General features: G+C 61.4%; 16 protein-coding genes. 9 read left to right on the top strand and 7 right to left on the bottom strand.

Features of this window, described 5'->3' with window-relative positions; translation table 11 throughout:
• The first annotated feature begins 293 nt into the window (after positions 1-293).
• The 4 genes from podJ to PH605_RS01745 all read left to right on the top strand — a co-directional run bounded on the left by podJ (position 294) and on the right by PH605_RS01745 (position 6,655).
• Entirely contained in the window at positions 294-4,043 is a 3,750-nt protein-coding gene (gene podJ, locus PH605_RS01760) for a cell division protein PodJ (protein ID WP_142844046.1), read from the top strand.
• 263 nt (positions 4,044-4,306) lie between these two features.
• Positions 4,307-5,233, top strand: a complete 927-nt coding sequence (locus tag PH605_RS01755) for a sulfite exporter TauE/SafE family protein (RefSeq protein ID WP_003522786.1) — start codon at positions 4,307-4,309, stop codon at positions 5,231-5,233.
• Positions 5,230-6,057 (top strand): TIGR02186 family protein, encoded by an 828-nt coding sequence (locus PH605_RS01750; RefSeq protein ID WP_035265149.1) that lies wholly within the window; start codon positions 5,230-5,232, stop codon positions 6,055-6,057. The genes PH605_RS01755 and PH605_RS01750 overlap by 4 nt, the downstream gene beginning before the upstream one ends.
• 160 nt (positions 6,058-6,217) lie before the next feature.
• Positions 6,218-6,655, top strand: coding sequence for a universal stress protein (locus PH605_RS01745; RefSeq protein ID WP_003522788.1), 438 nt, complete (start codon positions 6,218-6,220; stop codon positions 6,653-6,655).
• A gap of 48 nt (positions 6,656-6,703) precedes the next feature.
• Here the strand turns inward: PH605_RS01745 and pdeM are convergent, their stop codons facing one another.
• Both pdeM and PH605_RS01735 read right to left on the bottom strand, forming a co-directional pair.
• Positions 6,704-7,432 (bottom strand): ligase-associated DNA damage response endonuclease PdeM, encoded by a 729-nt coding sequence (pdeM, locus tag PH605_RS01740; protein ID WP_065654494.1) that lies wholly within the window; start codon positions 7,430-7,432, stop codon positions 6,704-6,706.
• 34 nt (positions 7,433-7,466) lie between these two features.
• Positions 7,467-9,986, bottom strand: a complete 2,520-nt coding sequence (locus PH605_RS01735) for a ligase-associated DNA damage response DEXH box helicase (protein WP_142844047.1) — start codon at positions 9,984-9,986, stop codon at positions 7,467-7,469.
• A gap of 121 nt (positions 9,987-10,107) precedes the next feature.
• Between PH605_RS01735 and PH605_RS01730 the strand changes: the two genes are divergently transcribed.
• Together PH605_RS01730 and PH605_RS01725 are read left to right on the top strand one after the other, a co-directional pair.
• Positions 10,108-10,611, top strand: a complete 504-nt coding sequence (locus PH605_RS01730) for an RrF2 family transcriptional regulator (RefSeq protein WP_003519926.1) — start codon at positions 10,108-10,110, stop codon at positions 10,609-10,611.
• A gap of 97 nt (positions 10,612-10,708) precedes the next feature.
• A complete protein-coding gene (locus PH605_RS01725; protein WP_035227571.1) occupies positions 10,709-11,170 on the top strand; it encodes a carboxymuconolactone decarboxylase family protein in 462 nt (153 codons plus the stop codon).
• Between the two features lie 26 nt (positions 11,171-11,196).
• Here the strand turns inward: PH605_RS01725 and PH605_RS01720 are convergent, their stop codons facing one another.
• The 3 genes from PH605_RS01720 to PH605_RS01710 all read right to left on the bottom strand — a co-directional run bounded on the left by PH605_RS01720 (position 11,197) and on the right by PH605_RS01710 (position 13,597).
• Positions 11,197-11,838 (bottom strand): YitT family protein, encoded by a 642-nt coding sequence (locus tag PH605_RS01720; RefSeq protein WP_035236609.1) that lies wholly within the window; start codon positions 11,836-11,838, stop codon positions 11,197-11,199.
• Between the two features lie 71 nt (positions 11,839-11,909).
• Complete coding sequence (locus tag PH605_RS01715) at positions 11,910-12,521, bottom strand: YitT family protein (RefSeq protein WP_065654497.1); 612 nt, start codon at positions 12,519-12,521, stop codon at positions 11,910-11,912.
• Between the two features lie 134 nt (positions 12,522-12,655).
• Positions 12,656-13,597 (bottom strand): class I SAM-dependent DNA methyltransferase, encoded by a 942-nt coding sequence (locus tag PH605_RS01710; RefSeq protein ID WP_161987690.1) that lies wholly within the window; start codon positions 13,595-13,597, stop codon positions 12,656-12,658.
• A gap of 168 nt (positions 13,598-13,765) precedes the next feature.
• Here PH605_RS01710 and PH605_RS01705 point away from each other — a divergent pair, with 168 nt between their 5' ends.
• Together PH605_RS01705 and PH605_RS01700 are read left to right on the top strand one after the other, a co-directional pair.
• On the top strand, positions 13,766-14,032 hold the full coding sequence (locus PH605_RS01705; protein WP_003493739.1) for a DUF6460 domain-containing protein: 267 nt from the start codon (positions 13,766-13,768) through the stop codon (positions 14,030-14,032).
• A 1-nt stretch (position 14,033) separates the two neighbouring features.
• A complete protein-coding gene (locus PH605_RS01700) occupies positions 14,034-14,531 on the top strand; it encodes a CAP domain-containing protein (RefSeq protein ID WP_142844048.1) in 498 nt (165 codons plus the stop codon).
• A gap of 189 nt (positions 14,532-14,720) precedes the next feature.
• Here PH605_RS01700 and PH605_RS01695 read toward each other — a convergent pair whose 3' ends face one another.
• Both PH605_RS01695 and PH605_RS01690 read right to left on the bottom strand, forming a co-directional pair.
• Positions 14,721-15,812 carry a quinone-dependent dihydroorotate dehydrogenase gene (locus tag PH605_RS01695; protein WP_142844049.1) on the bottom strand — a complete coding sequence of 364 codons (1,092 nt, stop codon included), beginning with the start codon at positions 15,810-15,812 and terminating at the stop codon, positions 14,721-14,723.
• On the bottom strand, positions 15,812-16,165 hold the full coding sequence (locus PH605_RS01690) for a DUF952 domain-containing protein (RefSeq protein ID WP_059759483.1): 354 nt from the start codon (positions 16,163-16,165) through the stop codon (positions 15,812-15,814). The genes PH605_RS01695 and PH605_RS01690 overlap by 1 nt, the downstream gene beginning before the upstream one ends.
• Positions 16,166-16,409: 244 nt before the next feature.
• Here PH605_RS01690 and PH605_RS01685 point away from each other — a divergent pair, with 244 nt between their 5' ends.
• Entirely contained in the window at positions 16,410-17,060 is a 651-nt protein-coding gene (locus tag PH605_RS01685) for a response regulator (protein ID WP_035265127.1), read from the top strand.
• Positions 17,061-17,122 lie beyond the last annotated feature (62 nt).

The following is a 17,122-nucleotide window of genomic DNA, read 5'->3' as shown; positions in this document are numbered from 1 at the left end:
AATAAATTTCAGCGGAATATCCTTCTCCTTTTTCGCGGAATGGACCTCCGACCCGGCGCAGGGCTGTCGCCTGCCGTAAAAGTTAAAAAATTCCGACCATAGTTAACCACTTCTTTACCACGTTTCGTGAATTCTCCCGACAGAGGTAACTGCTTCGTACTCCGGCGCATTTTCCTCAACGGGGGCGAATACCGGCTCTAGGATTGCTGCATGTTGCGGCGACGGCGTGTCCAGGCAGGCAACGTCGCGACAGATAACCGGGCACGGCGGGCGGAAGCGAAGCGAGCGAAAAGATGAACGGATTGCGATCGAAAACCCAACAGCCAAGCGACAGATCGTCTCTTGATGCGCTCAATCGCACCATTGAAGGCCTCGAAGCCCGTATCGAAGGGCTGATGAGCCAGAAGTTCCCGCGCGACCCCCGGGCCGCGAGCGCTCAGCCCGAAGCGAAAAGCGAGGCTTATGCCGCGTCGCGCGAACCGCGCGCCAGTGTTACTCCGCCGCAGCTCGATCCCGTCAACGAAATCCGCCAGCGCCAGCGTCTCCTCGAAGCGAGCTTCCAACGTCCGCAGGAACCCGCTCTCCGCCCGGAACGGACGATTACCAGACCGCTTGCACCGGAATACCGGCCGAGGGACGCCCAGCAGGCGGCCGCTTCCGCACCGCGGGCCCCCGCCATTCCGCCCCATCAGGAACAACAACGCAATGACGCAGCCCTGCAGGAAATCGCCCAGGCGCTCGTCAATCTGCGGCATGAGCTGAAGCACGACATTGCCGAAGGCGTTGCCCGCGAAGCGCAGGGCCTGCGCACCGAGATCCGCAATATTCGCGCGGTGGCGGAAGACCAGCAGTTCATCGGCGATCTGCGCGACGACATAGCGCGGTTGGCCGGCAGCATCGACCAGCTCGGCAATCTGGCGTCTCCGGATGCCTACGGGCTGCGCAACGAATTCGAGGACCTGCGCCTGACGATCGACCAGCTTGCGCGCGAGGACAGCGTGCACCGGATCGAAAGCCGCTGGAACAATGTGGAAGACACGCTGCGCGGTTTCGACGCCGGCGCGTTGCAGGATGAGATCGTTTCGCTCGCCTATCGTCTCGATGACATCAAGACGCAGCTCGGCGGCATGAGCAATAATCCGGCCGTGCGCGTGCTCGAAGACAAGCTGATCGCCATTGCCAGCGCCGTGGAGCAGCTCGGCAAGCACATGCAGCCGAACGAAGCGGCCTTTACCGAACAGTTTTCCGGCCTCGACCAGCGGCTGGACGAAATCAGCCGCGCCATTGCCGCAACCGGCACGCGCGCCAATGCGCAGGCAACGGACAATGCGCTGGCGCAGCGTCTGGAAAACCGGCTGAACGGCCTTGCCGAACAGCTCGGCGACATCAACCGCCTTGCCGCCGCAAAACCTGAACCGGCGCTGGACCTGACCGCTCGTCTTGAAGCGCTGGCCGGCAAGATCGACGAACTCAGCACCGCCCGCGACGCCGCCCAGTTGCATGAGCGGCTGGACCAGCTTTCCCTGCTTCTGGAGCGTTCGCAGCGCCCCTCGCAACAGGCGGAGCTGACGTCTTTCCTCAGCGACATTTCCCGCAAAATCGATGCGCTGGATCACGGTGCCGTCAATGACGGTCTGGCAGAGCGGCTCGACCTGCTCTCGCGCCGGATCGAGGACCTCGATTATCGCTACAGCCAGCCGCAGCCGGCATCGGGCCTCAGCGAAAGCGCCTTCTCGCGTCTGGAAGAGCGGCTCGGCAATATTGCCGCCCGTCTCGACGAGACCGCCCATGCCGCGCCTGCCGACAGCCACGCGCTGGCAAGCCTCGAAAACCAGATCGCCCATCTCTCGACGCTGATCAGCCAGCCGTTGCAGATGCTGGCCGCAGGCATGCCGCCTGAACTCGATGCCCGCATGGCGGCCATCGAAGACTACATGGCGTCCAACGACGAATATATCATCGAAGCAGCCCGGCAGGCGGCCGAGGCCGTTCTCGACGCCTATACCCGCAATAATCTATCCGCCGGCGCAAACCTTGCCGACATGACCATGCTGACCGATCTTGCGACCGATCTGCGCAATCTCGAAGCCTTGAGCCGCAACACCGAAGAACGCACGCACCGCACATTCGAAGCGCTGCATGAGACGCTGGTGCAGATCGCCGGCCGGCTGGATAACCTCGACAATGCTCCCGCCTACCGCGAAGAGGCCGCGCCCCGCAACGTCGCGAAGCCTGTGTCGGCCCCCGCGCACGAAAATGTATCCATGCCGGCCGCCATCTTCCCGGAAGAGGGTTATATCGCCGAAGAACAGGCCATTCTCGACGCCGACGGGAAAGACGGGGATGCCATCGTGCCTCCCGCTGCGGCAAAGCCCGCGAAGGCGGAAAAAAAGAGCCTGCTTGCCGGCCTGACGAAGCGTTTCAAGACGGGTACTGCAAAGACCGTCAAGGCCGCAGCAGAACCCGTATCGGCTTCCTCCTCCGCCCGCACGCAGGTCGAGCCCGCCCCGTCGCTCGATCCTATCGACGTTCTGCCGGCTGGTCAGGAGAACGAACTTCTGGAGCCGGGTTCTGGTGCGCCCGATATCAAGAAAATCCTCGAGCGCGTGCGCGCCAGCCAGGTGGCCGCCAGCGGCAAGGCCGCAGACGCCGAAGGACGGACGGATTTCATTGCCGCCGCCCGTCGTGCGGCGCAGGCCGCCGCCATGGAAACATCGCCGGAGAAGCTTGATACCGGCAAGAAGGGCCGCAAGGCCGAGGCATCGGGGCTTTCGCGCTATCGCCGCCCGCTGCTGCTCGGCATCGGCGCCATTCTTCTGGCGATGATGGCCATGCCGCTCGTCAAGACGCTGATCGGCGGCGCGGAAGCTCCGGCTCCGGTCATCGAGCAGAAGCAGGACAATAGCCCGGTCTCCGCGCTTCCTGAAGCGGGCGACAAGGCCGTGACCATTCCGTCCGATCTCGCCATCGATCCGGAACAGGCAGCATCCGCCGACAGCATCGAAAACACCGCACCGGCGGAAAACGCCATCGATCCCCGCACCGTCGGCGGCGCACCGCTGCCTGACGAGCCGCCGGTTGCCGACGTTCCTGCCGTGGATGCGGCAAATTCCGGCACCCTCGCGCAGAACGAACCTTCGGCTCCGGCACAGGCCGCCGCCACGGCTGCTCCCGCCCAGGACGCCATCACCGTTCCCGCCGGCATCGAGCCGGCATCTCTTGCCGAAGCGGCCGCCAAGGGCGACACGCAGGCGCTGTTCGAGATCGCAGCCCGCTACACCGATGGCCGCGGCGTTGCCGCCAACCGCACCGAGGCGGCAAAGTGGTACAAGCTCGCCGCTGATCGCGGCCTTGCACCCGCGCAATATCGTCTCGCCAATCTCTACGAGAAGGCGAACGGCGTCGAACGCAACCTTCCCGAAGCCAAGCGCTATTACACGCTGGCCGCGGAACAGGGCAATGCGGGCGCCATGCACAATCTTGCCGTGCTGCTTGCTTCCGATGCGGCCGGTCAGCCGGATTTCGCCGCCGCCGCGCAATGGTTCATCAAGGCTTCCGACCTCGGCGTTCGTGACAGCCAGTTCAACCTCGCCATTCTCTATGCGCGCGGCAGCGGCGTGAAGCAGGACATCGAGGAATCCTACAAGTGGTTCGCCATCGCAGCTAAGGATGGCGACGCCGACGCCGCCCAGAAGCGCGACGAAGTGGCAGGGGCCCTGAACCCGCAGCAGCTTCAGAGCGCCAAGGCCAAGGTGGACGCCTGGAAGGTCAAGCCGCTTTCGGAAGATGCCAACAGCGTCAACCCGCCCGAGGAATGGGCCGGCAAGGAAGGCGTGAAAACTGCCTCCGTGGACATGGAAAAGGCGATCCGCAACATTCAGGCGATCCTGAACAAGAACGGTTTCGATGCCGGCCAGCCTGACGGCAAGCTCGGCAAGAACACCGTGACGGCCATCAAGGACTTCCAGAAGTCCGTGGGCCAGACGCCGGACGGCCGCATTACCAACGAGCTGGTGACCGCGCTTCTCGCCCGCAACAAATAAACATTCGAGAACCCGCGAAGCGGCCCCTGGGCCGCTTTCGCTCAGCCCACCGCAGGAATGTGGCCGGCTGCCGACACACGGCCGCTATCTTTCCAAATTATCAACGTATTTACCGTTGAATGTTGACAGGTCAGGCCCTCGCGGGCATGACGGATGAAGGCCGGGCATGCCCGGTCTTTTCAGACAGAAAGTGTAAATCGCGGCGCGGCCCCCTCACCCGGACAAGCCCTGCCGCCCGGAACCATTTGCCCGAGGTCCGAGCCGTGACTGTCTATCTGCCGATCGCAGAACTGTCGGTGAATATTTTCATCATTCTCGGCATGGGCGCGGCCGTCGGTTTTCTTTCCGGCATGTTCGGCGTGGGCGGCGGCTTTCTGATTACCCCGCTTCTGATCTTCTACAATATTCCGCCTGTGGTGGCCGTGGCGACGGGGGCAAACCAGGTGGTCGCCTCCTCCGTGTCAGGCTCGATCACGCATTTCCGGCGCGGCACGCTCGACGTCAAGCTCGGCAGCGTTCTGCTTGTGGGCGGTCTGGTGGGGGCGACGGTCGGCGTGTGGATATTCTCCTTCCTGCGCAGCATCGGCCAGCTCGATCTCATCGTCTCGCTGCTTTATGTCATCCTGCTCGGCACCGTCGGCGGGCTGATGCTGAAGGAAAGCATTTCGGCGCTTCGCCGCGCCGCCCGCAACGAAACCGTGACGCTGCGCCGGCCGGGCCATCACAACTGGGTGCACCGCCTGCCGCTGAAAATGCGGTTCAAGAAATCGAAGATCTATCTCAGTATCATTCCCATCGTCACGCTGGGTTTCGGCATCGGCATCCTCACCTCGATCATGGGTGTGGGCGGCGGCTTCATCATGGTGCCGGCGATGATCTATCTCTTACGCATCCCCACCAGCGTGGTTGTCGGCACCTCGCTGTTCCAGATCATTTTCGTAACCGCCTATACGACCGTGGTTCAGGCGGCGACCAACTATTCCGTCGATGTAGTGCTGGCCTTCATTCTGATGGTGGCGGGCGTCATCGGCGCGCAATACGGCGTGCGCGTCGGCCAGAAACTGCGCGGCGAACAGCTGCGCGCCCTGCTGGCGCTTCTCGTTCTCGCTGTTGCGCTTCGCCTTGCCGTATCGCTGGTGGTGCGACCCGAAGACCTGTTTTCGGTTGCCGTCGGGGGGTTAGGTTATTGACCCGCCATTTGCTGCTTGCCGCCCTTGCGCTGGCCTCATGTCTCACTTTCGGGCAGACCGCTTCGGCCCAGACGCCGCCGCTTGCCCTGCCGCCCGGCCCGCAGCAGCGATCCCTGCTGGAAAATATCGAAATCGGCGCATCGACGACCGAAATTCCCATTGCTTCCGATTTTCGCGGCGCGGATTTCACGCTTTTCGGCGCGCTGAACAATACCGACCAGTTGCTGCTCGCCATCGGGCAATACGACATTGTCGTGACGCTCGAGGGACCGAGCGACTATATGACCGTGCGCAAGAAGGAACGCGTGGCGGGCATCTGGATCAATACCAGCGCCATCACCTTCACGCCGCTGCCGGAATCCTATTCCATGGCCAGCACGCGCAATATAAGCGATGTCGCTTCGCCCGGAACGCTCCGCGCCATGGGGCTTGGCGTCGATCATCTGTCACTGAAAAGCGCGGTCTTTTCCGGCGTGCCCGACAATGTCTTCGATTTTCAGGAAGCCTATCGGCGTCTGAAGCTTTCCAGCGGCATCTATCGCAACGATACGACCGGGGTGCGGCTGGAACGCACCGGCCTGTTCTGGGCGACTTTGCGCCTGCCGGCCAACGTGCCGAACGGTGTGCACACCGCACGCGCCTATCTCTTCAAGAGCGGCAAATTCATCGCCCAACGCGAACTGAAACTGCGCGTCGTCAAGACCGGCATGGAACAGGCGATCACCGACGCCGCGCATCAGACGCCGCTTGCCTATGGCGCGCTCTGCGTTCTGCTTGCCGTCGTGACCGGCTGGGGCGCCAGCATCATCTTCCGCAAGGACTGATCGGTTTTCATCCCGCAAAAGAGAGCGTCTGCCGCCCCTGTCGGCAAAGATAGCATTCGCTTCCGCCGTCGGTTTGCAGTAAAATTCAAGGCGTTACAATCATACGTGCAGCTCCAGGCGAGCATGTGTGGTTGTGACCGGGATGAAAAGGAGAAATGTCATGTTCAAGCACATTCTCATTCCCACCGATGGCTCGCCGCTGGCGCAGATCGCAATCGACCAAGGGTTCGCTCTCGCCAAGGAGGCAGGCGCAAAGGTGACCGTCGTGACGGTATCGGAACCCTTTCACGTGATTGCCAGCGATGTCGAGGACATTGCCGCCATTGCCGAAGAAGAATTCCACCGCTGCGAGGAAGCGGAACATCTGCTGAGGGATACGCAGGCGCAGGCCACTTCCATGGGGCTGGATTGCGAAGCGCTGCTGGCGCGTGCGGGAAGGCCCGACGAGGCGATCATCGAAGCCGCCAACAGGAGCGGCTGCGATCTCATCGCCATGGCCTCGCACCGGCGCAGGAGCTTCGTGGAGATGCTGCTCGGCAGTGTCACGGCCAAGGTGCTGAAGAATTCGAAGATACCGGTGCTGGTCTACCGGCAATAGAGCATTTCCAGTAAAGCTGCGTTGCGGTTTTACGTCCGGAAGAGACGCTCAGCCGAGAAGATTTGAAAACCGCACCGAATAGATGCGGTCCCTCCCCATCAGATGCGCGACGAGAGCGGCATGATCGAACAGGCCGCGCATGGCTTTGTGCCGCAGATCCAGCCCGCCGCTCATCACCCCGAAAGCCGGCATCAACAGACGCGAACCGTCGGTGGCGAAACAGGGCCGCCGCACCGTCTTTTCACGGCGGCGGACCGTGGCAGAGGGATGCAGGTGCCCGGCGATCTCGCCGGCGGCATCGCCCGGTTTCGGCTCGTGGCGGAAGACGAGAGTGCCGTAAAACATTTCGTCCACCGAAGAGCCCGGTAGATCGACCGTGCCGTCGGGATCGTGATTGCCGTTGATCCATATCCATTCGCGGCCACGGGCCATGTCGCGAATGAGTTCGCGCAGCGGCAGCGGCAGGTGCTCGGAACCGACGCGGTCGTGGAAATTATCGCCGAGGCTGACCACGATCTTCGGATCGTAACGGCTGACAAGGGAGGAGAGGATTTTAAGCGTGGCGATGGTGTCGTAAGGCGGCAGCATGCGTCCGCGCCTTGCAAAGGCCGCGCCTTTTTCCAGATGCAGGTCGGAAACGACGAGCAGCGACAGGTCCGGCAGGTAAAGCCCGCCCAAAGGATCGCACCAGGCGGCGACGCCATTGATGGCAGTTTCGCTGCCGAGGCATTCGAAGCCATTGGAAAACCTGTCGCTCAATGTCAGCCGGCTCAGCACTTTTGCCTTTGTTCCTTCATTCCGCCCAGATGTTTCAGGACATGGCCTCGGCGATCAGCTCGTCTGCAGCCTCGGCCAGCACATCGTCCATCGCCTCACCCGCCACCGTCTCGCGGCCAATTTCCAGCATGACCGGAACGGCAAGCGGCGAGACATGTTCCAGCGCGCGATGGGTGGTGTGGCCCTTGATTCGCTTCAGCATATCGCCAAGACGGCCAATGTCCAAAAGTCCCGCTGCGGCATCGCGCCGCGTCGCTTCCAGCAGGATATGATCCGGCTCATGGCTGCGAAGAACGTCATAAATAAGATCGGCGGAGACCGTGACCTGCCGGCCCGTCTTTTCCTTGCCGGGATGGCGGCGTTCGATCAGGCCGGAAATGACGGCGCAGTTGCGGAAGGTCCGCTTCAGCATGAAGGATTCGTCGAGCCACGCTTCCAGATCGTCGCCCAGCATGTCCTCATCGAGAAGGTCGGCCAGCGACAGGCGGCGGGATTTCAGCCGCATGCCGATATCCTCCATGGCCCAGATGGCGAGTGAATAATCGGTGGCGACGAAACCCATGGGTTTTGCGCCCGCCCGTTCCAGCCGCCGCGTCAGCAGCATGCCGAGCGTCTGGTGCGCCAAGCGTCCCTCGAAGGGATACATGACCATGAAGAAGCGCTTGCGGAAGGGGAAGGTCTCCACCAGCAGCTCGTCGCGCTTGGGAATGATCGACTTTTCCTTCTGGATCGCCAGCCAGTCGCGTACCTGATCCGGCAGCGCATGCCAGCGCGTCGGGTCCGAGAGCATGGAGCGCACCTGATCCGCGAGATAGGTGGAGAGCGGAAACTTGCCGCCGGCATAGGAGGGAATTTTCGGGTCCATGGAGAAGGCCTGGGAGACCAGGCATTCATTCTCCCTGATACCCTCGAAGCGCAACACCTTGCCGGCGAAGAGGAACGTATCGCCCTGCACCAGTTGCTCAAGGAAATACTCCTCGACCTTGCCGAGAGACATGCCGCCGCGCCCGACGGTGCCCTTGGCATTGCGCTTGACCATGCGGACATTGAGTTCCGCCGCCTCGACGATGGTGCCGAGGTTCAGGCGATATTGCTGTGCGACCGCCGGATTGGAGACGCGCCAGCGACCGTCCTTCATCTGGCGGATGCGGGCGTAACGCTCATAGGTGCGCAGCGCATAACCACCGGTGGCGGTGAAATCCACCACCCGGTCGAAGGTGGCGCGCGGCAGGTCGGCATAGGGCGAAGCGCTGGTTACTTCACGATAGAGATCGTCCGCATCGAAAGGCTCGGCGCAGGCCATGCCGAGCACATGCTGGGCGAGAACATCGAGCGCGCCCTCGGCAATCGGCGGCGTATCCTGCGCGCCGATATAGTTCGCATCAAGCGCTGCCCGGCACTCCATCACCTCGAAGCGGTTGGCGGGAACGAGGATGGCCTTTGACGGCTCGTCCATGCGGTGATTGGCGCGGCCTATGCGCTGGGCAAGGCGGCTTGCCCCCTTTGGCGCGCCGACATGCACGACGAGATCGACATCGCCCCAGTCTATGCCGAGATCGAGCGTGGAGGTGGCGACGACGGCGCGCAATTTGTTTTCCGCCATGGCCGCTTCCACCCTGCGGCGCTGGCCGGCATCCAGCGAACCGTGATGCAGTGCAATCGGCAGATTGTCGTCATTGATGGTCCAGAGCTCCTGGAAGATCAGCTCCGCCTGCGAGCGGGTGTTGACGAAGATCAGCGTCGTCTGATGGTCCTTCAGCGCGGCATACAAATCCTTCATGGCGTAACGGGCCGAGTGGCCGGACCATGGGATGCGCTCTTCCGTGCTCAGGATGGAGATATCCGGCTTTGCCCCGCCTTCGACGGTGATGAGGCCGGCGGGCGGCTCATCCTGCCCCTGCGGTGCGAGATAACGGCGCAAATCCATCGGCTCCGCCACCGTGGCCGAAAGGCCGATGAAGCGCACATCGGGTGCGTGCCGGCGCACACGGGCGAGCGCCAGCGCCAGCAAATGGCCGCGTTTGGAGGTGACGAGCGAATGCAACTCGTCGAGCACCACATATTTCAGGTCACGGAAAAAGCGCTCGGCCTCCCTGTTGGCGAGCAGCAGCGAGACCTGCTCCGGCGTCGTCAGCAGAATATCCGGCGGCTTCACCTTCTGGCGCTGGCGTTTGCCCTGCGGCGTATCGCCGGTGCGGGTCTCGATGGAAATCGGCAGGCCCATTTCGGAGACGGGTCTGGTGAGATTGCGTTCGATATCCACCGCCAGCGCCTTGAGCGGCGAGATATAGAGCGTGTGCACGCCGACGAAGCCGGAGCCCGGCGGCACCTTGCCGCGTTCTGCCAGATCGGTGAGAGAAGCCATGAAGCCGCCCAGCGTCTTGCCGGCGCCCGTTGGCGCGATCAGCAGCATGTTCTCGCCGCCGCGTGAGCGCGCCATCAGCTCCAATTGATGCGCGCGCGGAGACCACCCCTTTTCGGCAAACCATTTCTGGAATGGAAGGGGTAAAGCGCCGACATGGGTGCCGGAAATGGGAGACTCGGTGTGTTTCACATCTTCAAGGTAGTGAAAAACCTGCAAAAAAGAAGGGCGGAACGGGGCCGCTTGACAGAAAGCATAATCGCGGATAAATTTTATCCATGATATTGAAACGAACCGCACAGGGACAAGTCGGATGAAACTCGGCGACGGCGTGGAACAGGCCATTCACAGCGTGGGCATGCTGGCGGGACTTTCCGAAGGCGGCGTGCTGTCGGCGGCGGCGCTGGCGGAATTTCACGGCGTTTCCACGAGCTATCTGCTGAAGCATCTTCAGTCGCTGTCCAATGCCGGGATTGTCGCCACCGTGCCGGGGCCGAAGGGCGGTTACCGTCTGGCGAGGGCGACCGACAGGATCACGCTGCTCGATATCGTGCTGGCCGTCGAAGGGCCGCAGCCTGCCTTCCGCTGCGCGGAAATTCGTCAGCGTGGGCCGAACCCCTTGCCGGGGCGTTATTTCACCAAGCCCTGCGGCATCAATGCCGCGATGCTGAAAGCGGAAAAGGCCTATCGAGCCGAACTCGCCAAGACCACCATCGCCGATATTCTGGGCGATCTTGCCGCCAATGACGATGGCGGGATTGCCGCCCGTGGCTGCGCCTTTCTGGAGCTGAACGAGCGCAAAACAGCGACGCGCTGAGACCCAAAAAGACAGGATCACCGAAATACCGGAAACCTCACAGCTTTCCGGACCGATGACGCATGACTTCAAACAGACCCAACCAATGGAGAGACCCATGAAAACCCGTATCAACTATGCCAAAGCATCCCCCGAAGCCTTCAAGGCCGTCATGGCTCTGGAGAATTACGTTCAGGGCAGCGGGCTGGAGCGCCGCTTCGTTCACCTCATCAAGCTGCGTGCCTCGATCATCAACGGCTGCGCTTTCTGTGTGGACATGCATGTGAAGGAAAGCCGCCATGACGGGCTTTCCGAACAATGGATCAACCTGATGAGCGTGTGGCGGGAATCCCCCGTTTATACCCAGCAGGAACGGGCGCTGCTCGGCTGGGTGGACGCGGTGACGAAGATTGCCGAAACCGGCGCCCCGGATGACGCCTTCGAGACGCTGAAGGCGCATTTTTCCGATGAGGATATCGTGAAGATCACCGTCGCCATCGGCGCGATCAACACCTGGAACCGCATCGCCGTCGGTTTCCGCTCGCAACATCCGGTGGATGCGGCTGCGAAGGCAGCGTGACCTCTTAAACCCGAAACGGGCGGCCGCTACATGGCAATGTAGCGGTCGTTTCTGTGATTGATGGCGAGCGTGAGGTTCATGACCAGCGCGCCGAGGACGGAGCAGATGATGACGAAAGGTGTGGCCACGAAAAAAGAGCAGGCCAGCACCATGCCATCAAAGGCGAGCTGGACGAGGCCTGCACGCCAGCCGAAACGATCCTGCAGATAAAGCGCCAATATGCCGAAACCGCCAAGGCTGGTGCGGTGGCGAAACAGCGCCAGCATGCCGGCCGCAACCGTCAGCCCGCCGAAAAGTGCGGCGGCAACCGGATTGATGCTCTGAAATGCGAAAAAGCCGGGCATATATTCCGACAGCAGCGCCGTCATGGCGATGGCGCAGAAGGTCTTGACCGTGAAGGCAAGCCCGAGACGACGGAAGGCGAGATAATAAAACGGCAGATTGACGAGGAAGAACACCGCGCCGAAGCTTAGATCGGTGCCGTAATGCACGAGAAATGCCAGCCCGACCGTGCCGCCCGTCAAAAGGCCGGCAGCGGAAAACAGCGTGACGCCGAGCGAAACCAGCATGCTGCCCGCGAGAACGCCCTGCGCGTCTTCCAGCAAGGAATGACGATCCGGCGCGGAGGCCCAAAGGTTCAGACGCCTGCGCGCAGTCGTATCATCCATGCCCATTCCCCTGTCTTTCGGCCCCTGCCGAGCTATTGCGCCGAAGCGCGACGGATTTCAACCGCTGTCGCTCAGCGCACGACGATATATCTGTCCGAGCGGTGATTGATGGCCAGAAACATGTTGAGCACGAAAGCGCCGACAATCGAATAAACGACGGTGGCCGGATCGATGACGAGGAAGGCGCAGAGCATCACGAAGGCGTCGAAGGCGAGCTGGATGAGACCGGCGCGGACGCCGAAGCGATCCTGAATATAGATGGCGAGAATGCCGATGCCGCCGAGGCTTGCGCGGTGACGATAAAGCGCCAGCAAGCCGTAACCCAGAAGCAGCCCACCCAGCAGCGCCGCCCAGAGCGGGTTGATGCTGTCGATCACCATCCAGCGCGCTTCGACTTCCGTCAGCACCGAAACAAGGCCGATGGCGATGAAGGTCTTGAAGGAAAAGGCAAGACCGAGGCGGCGGAAGGACAGGTAATAGAAGGGCAGATTGACGAGGAAGAACAGGAGGCCGAAGCTGATGCCGAAAGCATAATGAAGCAGGAAGGCGACGCCGGCGGTGCCGCCGGTCAGAAGGCCGACCTTGTTCAGAAGATAAAAGCCAAGCGCCGAGACGATGGCACCGGTAACGATGCCCTGCACGTCTTCCACCGGCGCATGTTTGGCCGGATCGGAACTCCACATGCCGTAAACACTTCTCGTTCTGCTCACGCTTTTTTCCTCAGCTTCAGGCATATTTTGCACTGCAAAAAACATCTGAGCAAGATGGATACGTAAGGAAGCCTGACCTATCGCGAAAATGGCAAGAAACGGAATGTTCAGCCTTTGGCGCGGGCAAGAAAAAGAATGCCGGAAAGGGGTTTTCCGGCATCCTTGCGAATGGTGGTTTTGCGGATTTCGATGAGGGAAAAGCCCGTCCGCTCAAGAAGCTCGCTCACATAGCTCTTCGAGTGGGCGTAACGAAGGGATTCCCGAAGCACGAAACCGTCCTCCTCCCCCGCATCCTCCACCGAAAAGGCGAAAAAGCCTGAAGGCGCAAGCAGGGCGGAAACGAGCGGCATGACGGTTTCGAGACTGCCGAGATACATCATCACATCGGCGGCGGCCACAAGGCCGGCGCGGTGCTGCGCAAGCGTGGGGGTGAAGAGCCCCGAGGCCTCCGGCTCCAGCGAAAGATCGGCCTGGTCGAGATGATCGTAAAGCCTCTTTTCCTCCGCCTTGGCCAGCATATTCTGGGAAATATCGAAACCTTCAAGCCGGTTCGCGAAAGCGCGGATTTCAACGCCGAGGAGACCGGTGCCGCAGCCAATATCGATAATGGTGTCGAAGACGCCGCCTTCCGCTGCCTTGCCGATCAGTTCCGCCAGCTTTTGCGGCACGCTGTAATCCAGCTTTTCCACAAGCGAGGTTTCGAAACGGTCGGCATAATCGTCGAAGAGCCCTTCCACATAGCGGCTTGGCGGTTGCTCGGGCGTTTCGGCGGCGCCGAGAACCGCGAGTTTCAGTTCGGCTGCAAACAGTCCTTCGGTGTCCAGCTCGGCGACTTTCCCGTAGGCCGCGACGGCTTTTTCCGTTTCGCCCGCTTTTTCGTGATATTCCCCGAAGCGAAACCAACCCGCCGTCCACCGCGGCGCAAGCTCCAGCGCCTGTTCCATGAGTTCGGCGGCGGCGGGAAAGTCACCGCTCTCCGCCAGCATGCGGGCATAGTCCGCCCGGCGGTCGGCAATGACGTCACCGGAAGAAAACTGGTTTGGGGCCATTCAAGATTCCTGAGAAGATGTCGGCTGTCATTTATCAAGCCATAAAAAAACTCAAGTCCTATTTCATGGCGGCCTCGTGGAATTGGCGAATTTGACGCGATATAGTGCGCCGAAACTTGCATCGAAGCGTCGTGCTTCATATGTCAGGACAAAACAGGAGACGTGCTGATGGCCGGTGAGGTCAACAAAATGCTGGGTGACACGGTGGCCCGTACCGTGGTGAAGCTGCTGGTGGTTTCATTGCTCGTCGGCTTTCTGATGGCGATCTTCGGATTGACGCCATGGAACATCATCTACGGCGCGCGCGATTTCGTGGTCGACCTGTGGCGCAGCGGTTTCCATGCGCTGGGCGCAATCGGCGACTATCTGATCCTCGGGGCAACGATCGTCATTCCGGTTTTCATCATCCTGCGCCTGCTGAGCTACCGCCGCTGACATGACACACTCCCCGTTTCAAACGCTTTCACGGCGCGGCTTCGTGCTGATGTCCGCCAGCTCCGTTCTTTCCGCCTGCGTCTCCATGCCCACCAACAAGGGCATGCCCTCCGGCACCCGCGACGAAACGGCGGCGGCGCTTCCCATGGTCAACGATCTGCGCCGCTCCAAGGGGCTTTCGCCGCTTGCCATCAATGGCGCGGCAAGCGGTGCTGCCGCCTATCAGGCCGGCCGCATGGTCAAGGCGCAGAAGATGGCGCATCTGATCGGCCTGACCGACAGTTTCCTGATCCGCATGAAAGACGGCAATGTGCCGCTTCCGGCAGCGGAAAACGTGGCCGCCGGGCAGGACAGCGTCGAGCGGGTGGTGAAGGCCTGGATCGGCTCACAACATCACCTCGAAAACATGCTCGGGCCTTATAACGGCCTCGGCGTCGCGGTCGCTTATGACGCGGCCAGCCGCAACCGGCCCTATTGGGCGATGGTGCTCTGCGCCTGAGGTAAGCGACGGGAACCACCCTCTTCCCTCATTCCTGTGCCTGTCACAGGAATACAGCCGACGCGCGTCTGCGCGACGGAAAGACTCCTTTTAGCCCAAGGACTTGGGCTGGCTGGATCCCTGTGACAAGCACAGGGATGAGGAAGGAGAGCTCCTGAGGAAGCGCTGCCGACCGTCCAGGGTCCGCTGTCAGCTAAGCTTGCGATCCGCCCAGCGGTCCACCGCGCTGTCGCGCAGGTCACGAATGGACTGTACGCCCTCGCGGGCGACCAGCTTCGACAGGCCCTTGACGATGGCCGAGGGCAGGCCGGGGCCTTCATAGACCATGCAGGAATAGAGTTGCACGAGATCGGCCCCTGCCCTCACCTTTTCCAAAGCGGTTTCTGCCGATGACACACCGCCGACACCGATGATCGGCAGGTTGCCGCCGACGCGGCGGCGCATCTTGGCGAGAACCGTGGTGGAAAGCTCGAAGAGCGGCTTGCCAGAGAGACCGCCTGCCTCGCCCTTGTGCGGGCCGGGCCTCAGGCCTTCGCGGGAGAGCGTGGTGTTCGAGACGATCAGGCCATCGAGATCATGGGCGAGCGCCTCTTCGGCAACGTCGTCCAGCCCCTCTTCGGTCAGATCGGGGGCGATCTTGAGGAAAACCGGGATGCGTTTGCCGAAACGTGCGGCTTCCACTTTCCGGCGTTCCAGCACAGCGGCGAGAAGAGCGGCAAGGCTTTCGCGCGCCTGAAGATCGCGCAGGCCGGGCGTGTTGGGCGAGGAAATATTGACGGTGAAATAGGATGCAACCGAATAAAACGCCTCGATGCCATGCACATAATCGGCAATGCGGTCTTCGCTATCCTTGTTGGCGCCGATATTGACACCGACGATGCCACGCAGCTTTGCCTGCTTCAGGCGCTCCAGCGCGGCCGCATGGCCTTCATTGTTGAAGCCGAGGCGATTGATGACACCTTCGTCTTCGACCAGACGGAAGATACGCGGTCTGGGATTGCCGGATTGCGCCTTGGGCGTGACGGTGCCGATTTCGGTAAAGCCGAAACCGAGCCTCAGAAGCGGCCCCGGCACTTCCGCATTCTTGTCGTAACCCGCCGCCAGGCCGAGCGGATTGGGGAAGACGAGGCCAGCCACGGTCTGCTGCAGACGCGGATCGTGTGGCACCATGCAGGTGGGCAGGAAGCCGCTTTTCAGCGCCGCAATGGACAGGCCATGCGCCTTTTCCGGATCGACCAGAAACAGGCCCTTGCGGCCGATAGAGGAAAATAATCCGCTCATCACAAAATCTCCGGAAACTGGTGCTGGCCGTCGTGACCGAGCGAAAGCGGCGTTTCCCAAAGCACGGCGGTCAGGGGAAGAGGCGCATAAAGATGCGGGAAAAGATCGCCGCCTCTGGAGGGTTCATAAACCAGCTTGTCGCCGAGGGCCGCGCCGTCGACCGCGATCAGAAGCAGATCGACCTGGCCGGAAAAATGCCGCGCGGCTGTCTCTGCCGCCTGTTTTGCCGTTGAAAAATGAATGAAGCCGTCGGTCAGGTCGATGGCCGCACCTTCGAAGACGCCCTTCGCCTTTGCCGCGCTCCATAACGTCTCCGGCACGATTTTATAGATGATCGCGGGCGTTTCCTGCATAGGGCTCTCCAAGCCTTTCCACTCAGCGGGATTTGCCGCAAAGCTCGAAGATTGTCCACAGTTTCCACGGCATTTTTATTGCGGAGAGCCTGAAAGACCGCCTGTCCACAAGCTTTTCCTTGTAATGCGGGACCGATTGGCGCAACCTTTCGCGGAGGAGCCGGACGTGTTTTCGACCGCCGGCAAATGGGAGTGAGCCAGTATCAGAAAAAGAACCGCATAACGCCCTTGGGAGGGGGCCAGAATGTCGGAACTTGTCATTATCATAGCAGATGACCACCCGCTTTTTCGCGGCGCCCTGAAACAGGCCGTATCCGGCCTCGACGGGCAACAGAGCATTATTGAAGCCGGGGATTTTGAGGCCGCCCGCAGTGCAGCCGCAGCGCGCAACGACGCCGATCTCATGCTTCTCGACCTCGCCATGCCGGGGGTGAGCGGATTTTCAGGCCTGATGGCGCTCCGGGCGGAATTCTCCAGCCTGCCGATCGTCATCGTTTCGGCAACGGACGACGCTACCACCGTGCGCCGCTCCATCGAACTCGGTGCTTCCGGTTTCATTTCCAAATCCTCGGGTATCGACGATATCAGGGACGGCATCCGCGCGGTTCTGGAAGGCGATGTCTGGATACCGGCGGGTCATCAGGGCGATAAGGAACAGGATCCTGACGTGGCCGATCTCATCGGCCGGCTCAGAACGCTGACGCCGCAGCAAAGCCGGGTTCTGGGCATGCTGGCCGAAGGGTTGCTGAACAAGCAGATCGCCTATGAGCTCAATGTTTCCGAAGCCACCATCAAGGCGCATGTCTCCGCAATCCTGCTGAAGCTCAAGGTCGACAGCCGCACCCAGGCGGTGATCCAGCTCGCCAAGATAAATACATCGGCCATGGTGGCGTAGAAAAGGATTTTATTCCTTTCCTTGCTTTACTCCTGACCGGATATGGTCTAGATTCCGGTCAG

Origin of the sequence: Agrobacterium sp. CFBP 3001 (genome assembly GCF_027871605.1) — a bacterium.
Lineage (GTDB): Bacteria > Pseudomonadota > Alphaproteobacteria > Rhizobiales > Rhizobiaceae > Agrobacterium > Agrobacterium leguminum.
Note: the sequence above shows the minus strand (reverse complement) of the source record. Positions and strands in the feature narration are given on the sequence as shown.

Bases quoted from the DNA above. Each gene is read 5' to 3' on its own strand.
- PH605_RS01690 (WP_059759483.1), bottom strand. From the start codon at position 16,165: ATGCAGGAAACGCCCGCGATCATCTATAAAATCGTGCCGGAGACGTTA.
- PH605_RS01715 (WP_065654497.1), bottom strand. From the start codon at position 12,521: ATGTGGAGTTCCGATCCGGCCAAACATGCGCCGGTGGAAGACGTGCAG.
- PH605_RS01710 (WP_161987690.1), bottom strand. From the start codon at position 13,597: ATGGCCCCAAACCAGTTTTCTTCCGGTGACGTCATTGCCGACCGCCGG.
- PH605_RS01700 (WP_142844048.1), top strand. From the start codon at position 14,034: ATGACACACTCCCCGTTTCAAACGCTTTCACGGCGCGGCTTCGTGCTG.
- PH605_RS01685 (WP_035265127.1), top strand. From the start codon at position 16,410: ATGTCGGAACTTGTCATTATCATAGCAGATGACCACCCGCTTTTTCGC.
- PH605_RS01720 (WP_035236609.1), bottom strand. From the start codon at position 11,838: ATGGATGATACGACTGCGCGCAGGCGTCTGAACCTTTGGGCCTCCGCG.
- podJ (WP_142844046.1), top strand. From the start codon at position 294: ATGAACGGATTGCGATCGAAAACCCAACAGCCAAGCGACAGATCGTCT.
- PH605_RS01725 (WP_035227571.1), top strand. From the start codon at position 10,709: ATGAAAACCCGTATCAACTATGCCAAAGCATCCCCCGAAGCCTTCAAG.
- PH605_RS01695 (WP_142844049.1), bottom strand. From the start codon at position 15,812: ATGAGCGGATTATTTTCCTCTATCGGCCGCAAGGGCCTGTTTCTGGTC.
- PH605_RS01705 (WP_003493739.1), top strand. From the start codon at position 13,766: ATGGCCGGTGAGGTCAACAAAATGCTGGGTGACACGGTGGCCCGTACC.
- PH605_RS01730 (WP_003519926.1), top strand. From the start codon at position 10,108: ATGAAACTCGGCGACGGCGTGGAACAGGCCATTCACAGCGTGGGCATG.
- PH605_RS01745 (WP_003522788.1), top strand. From the start codon at position 6,218: ATGTTCAAGCACATTCTCATTCCCACCGATGGCTCGCCGCTGGCGCAG.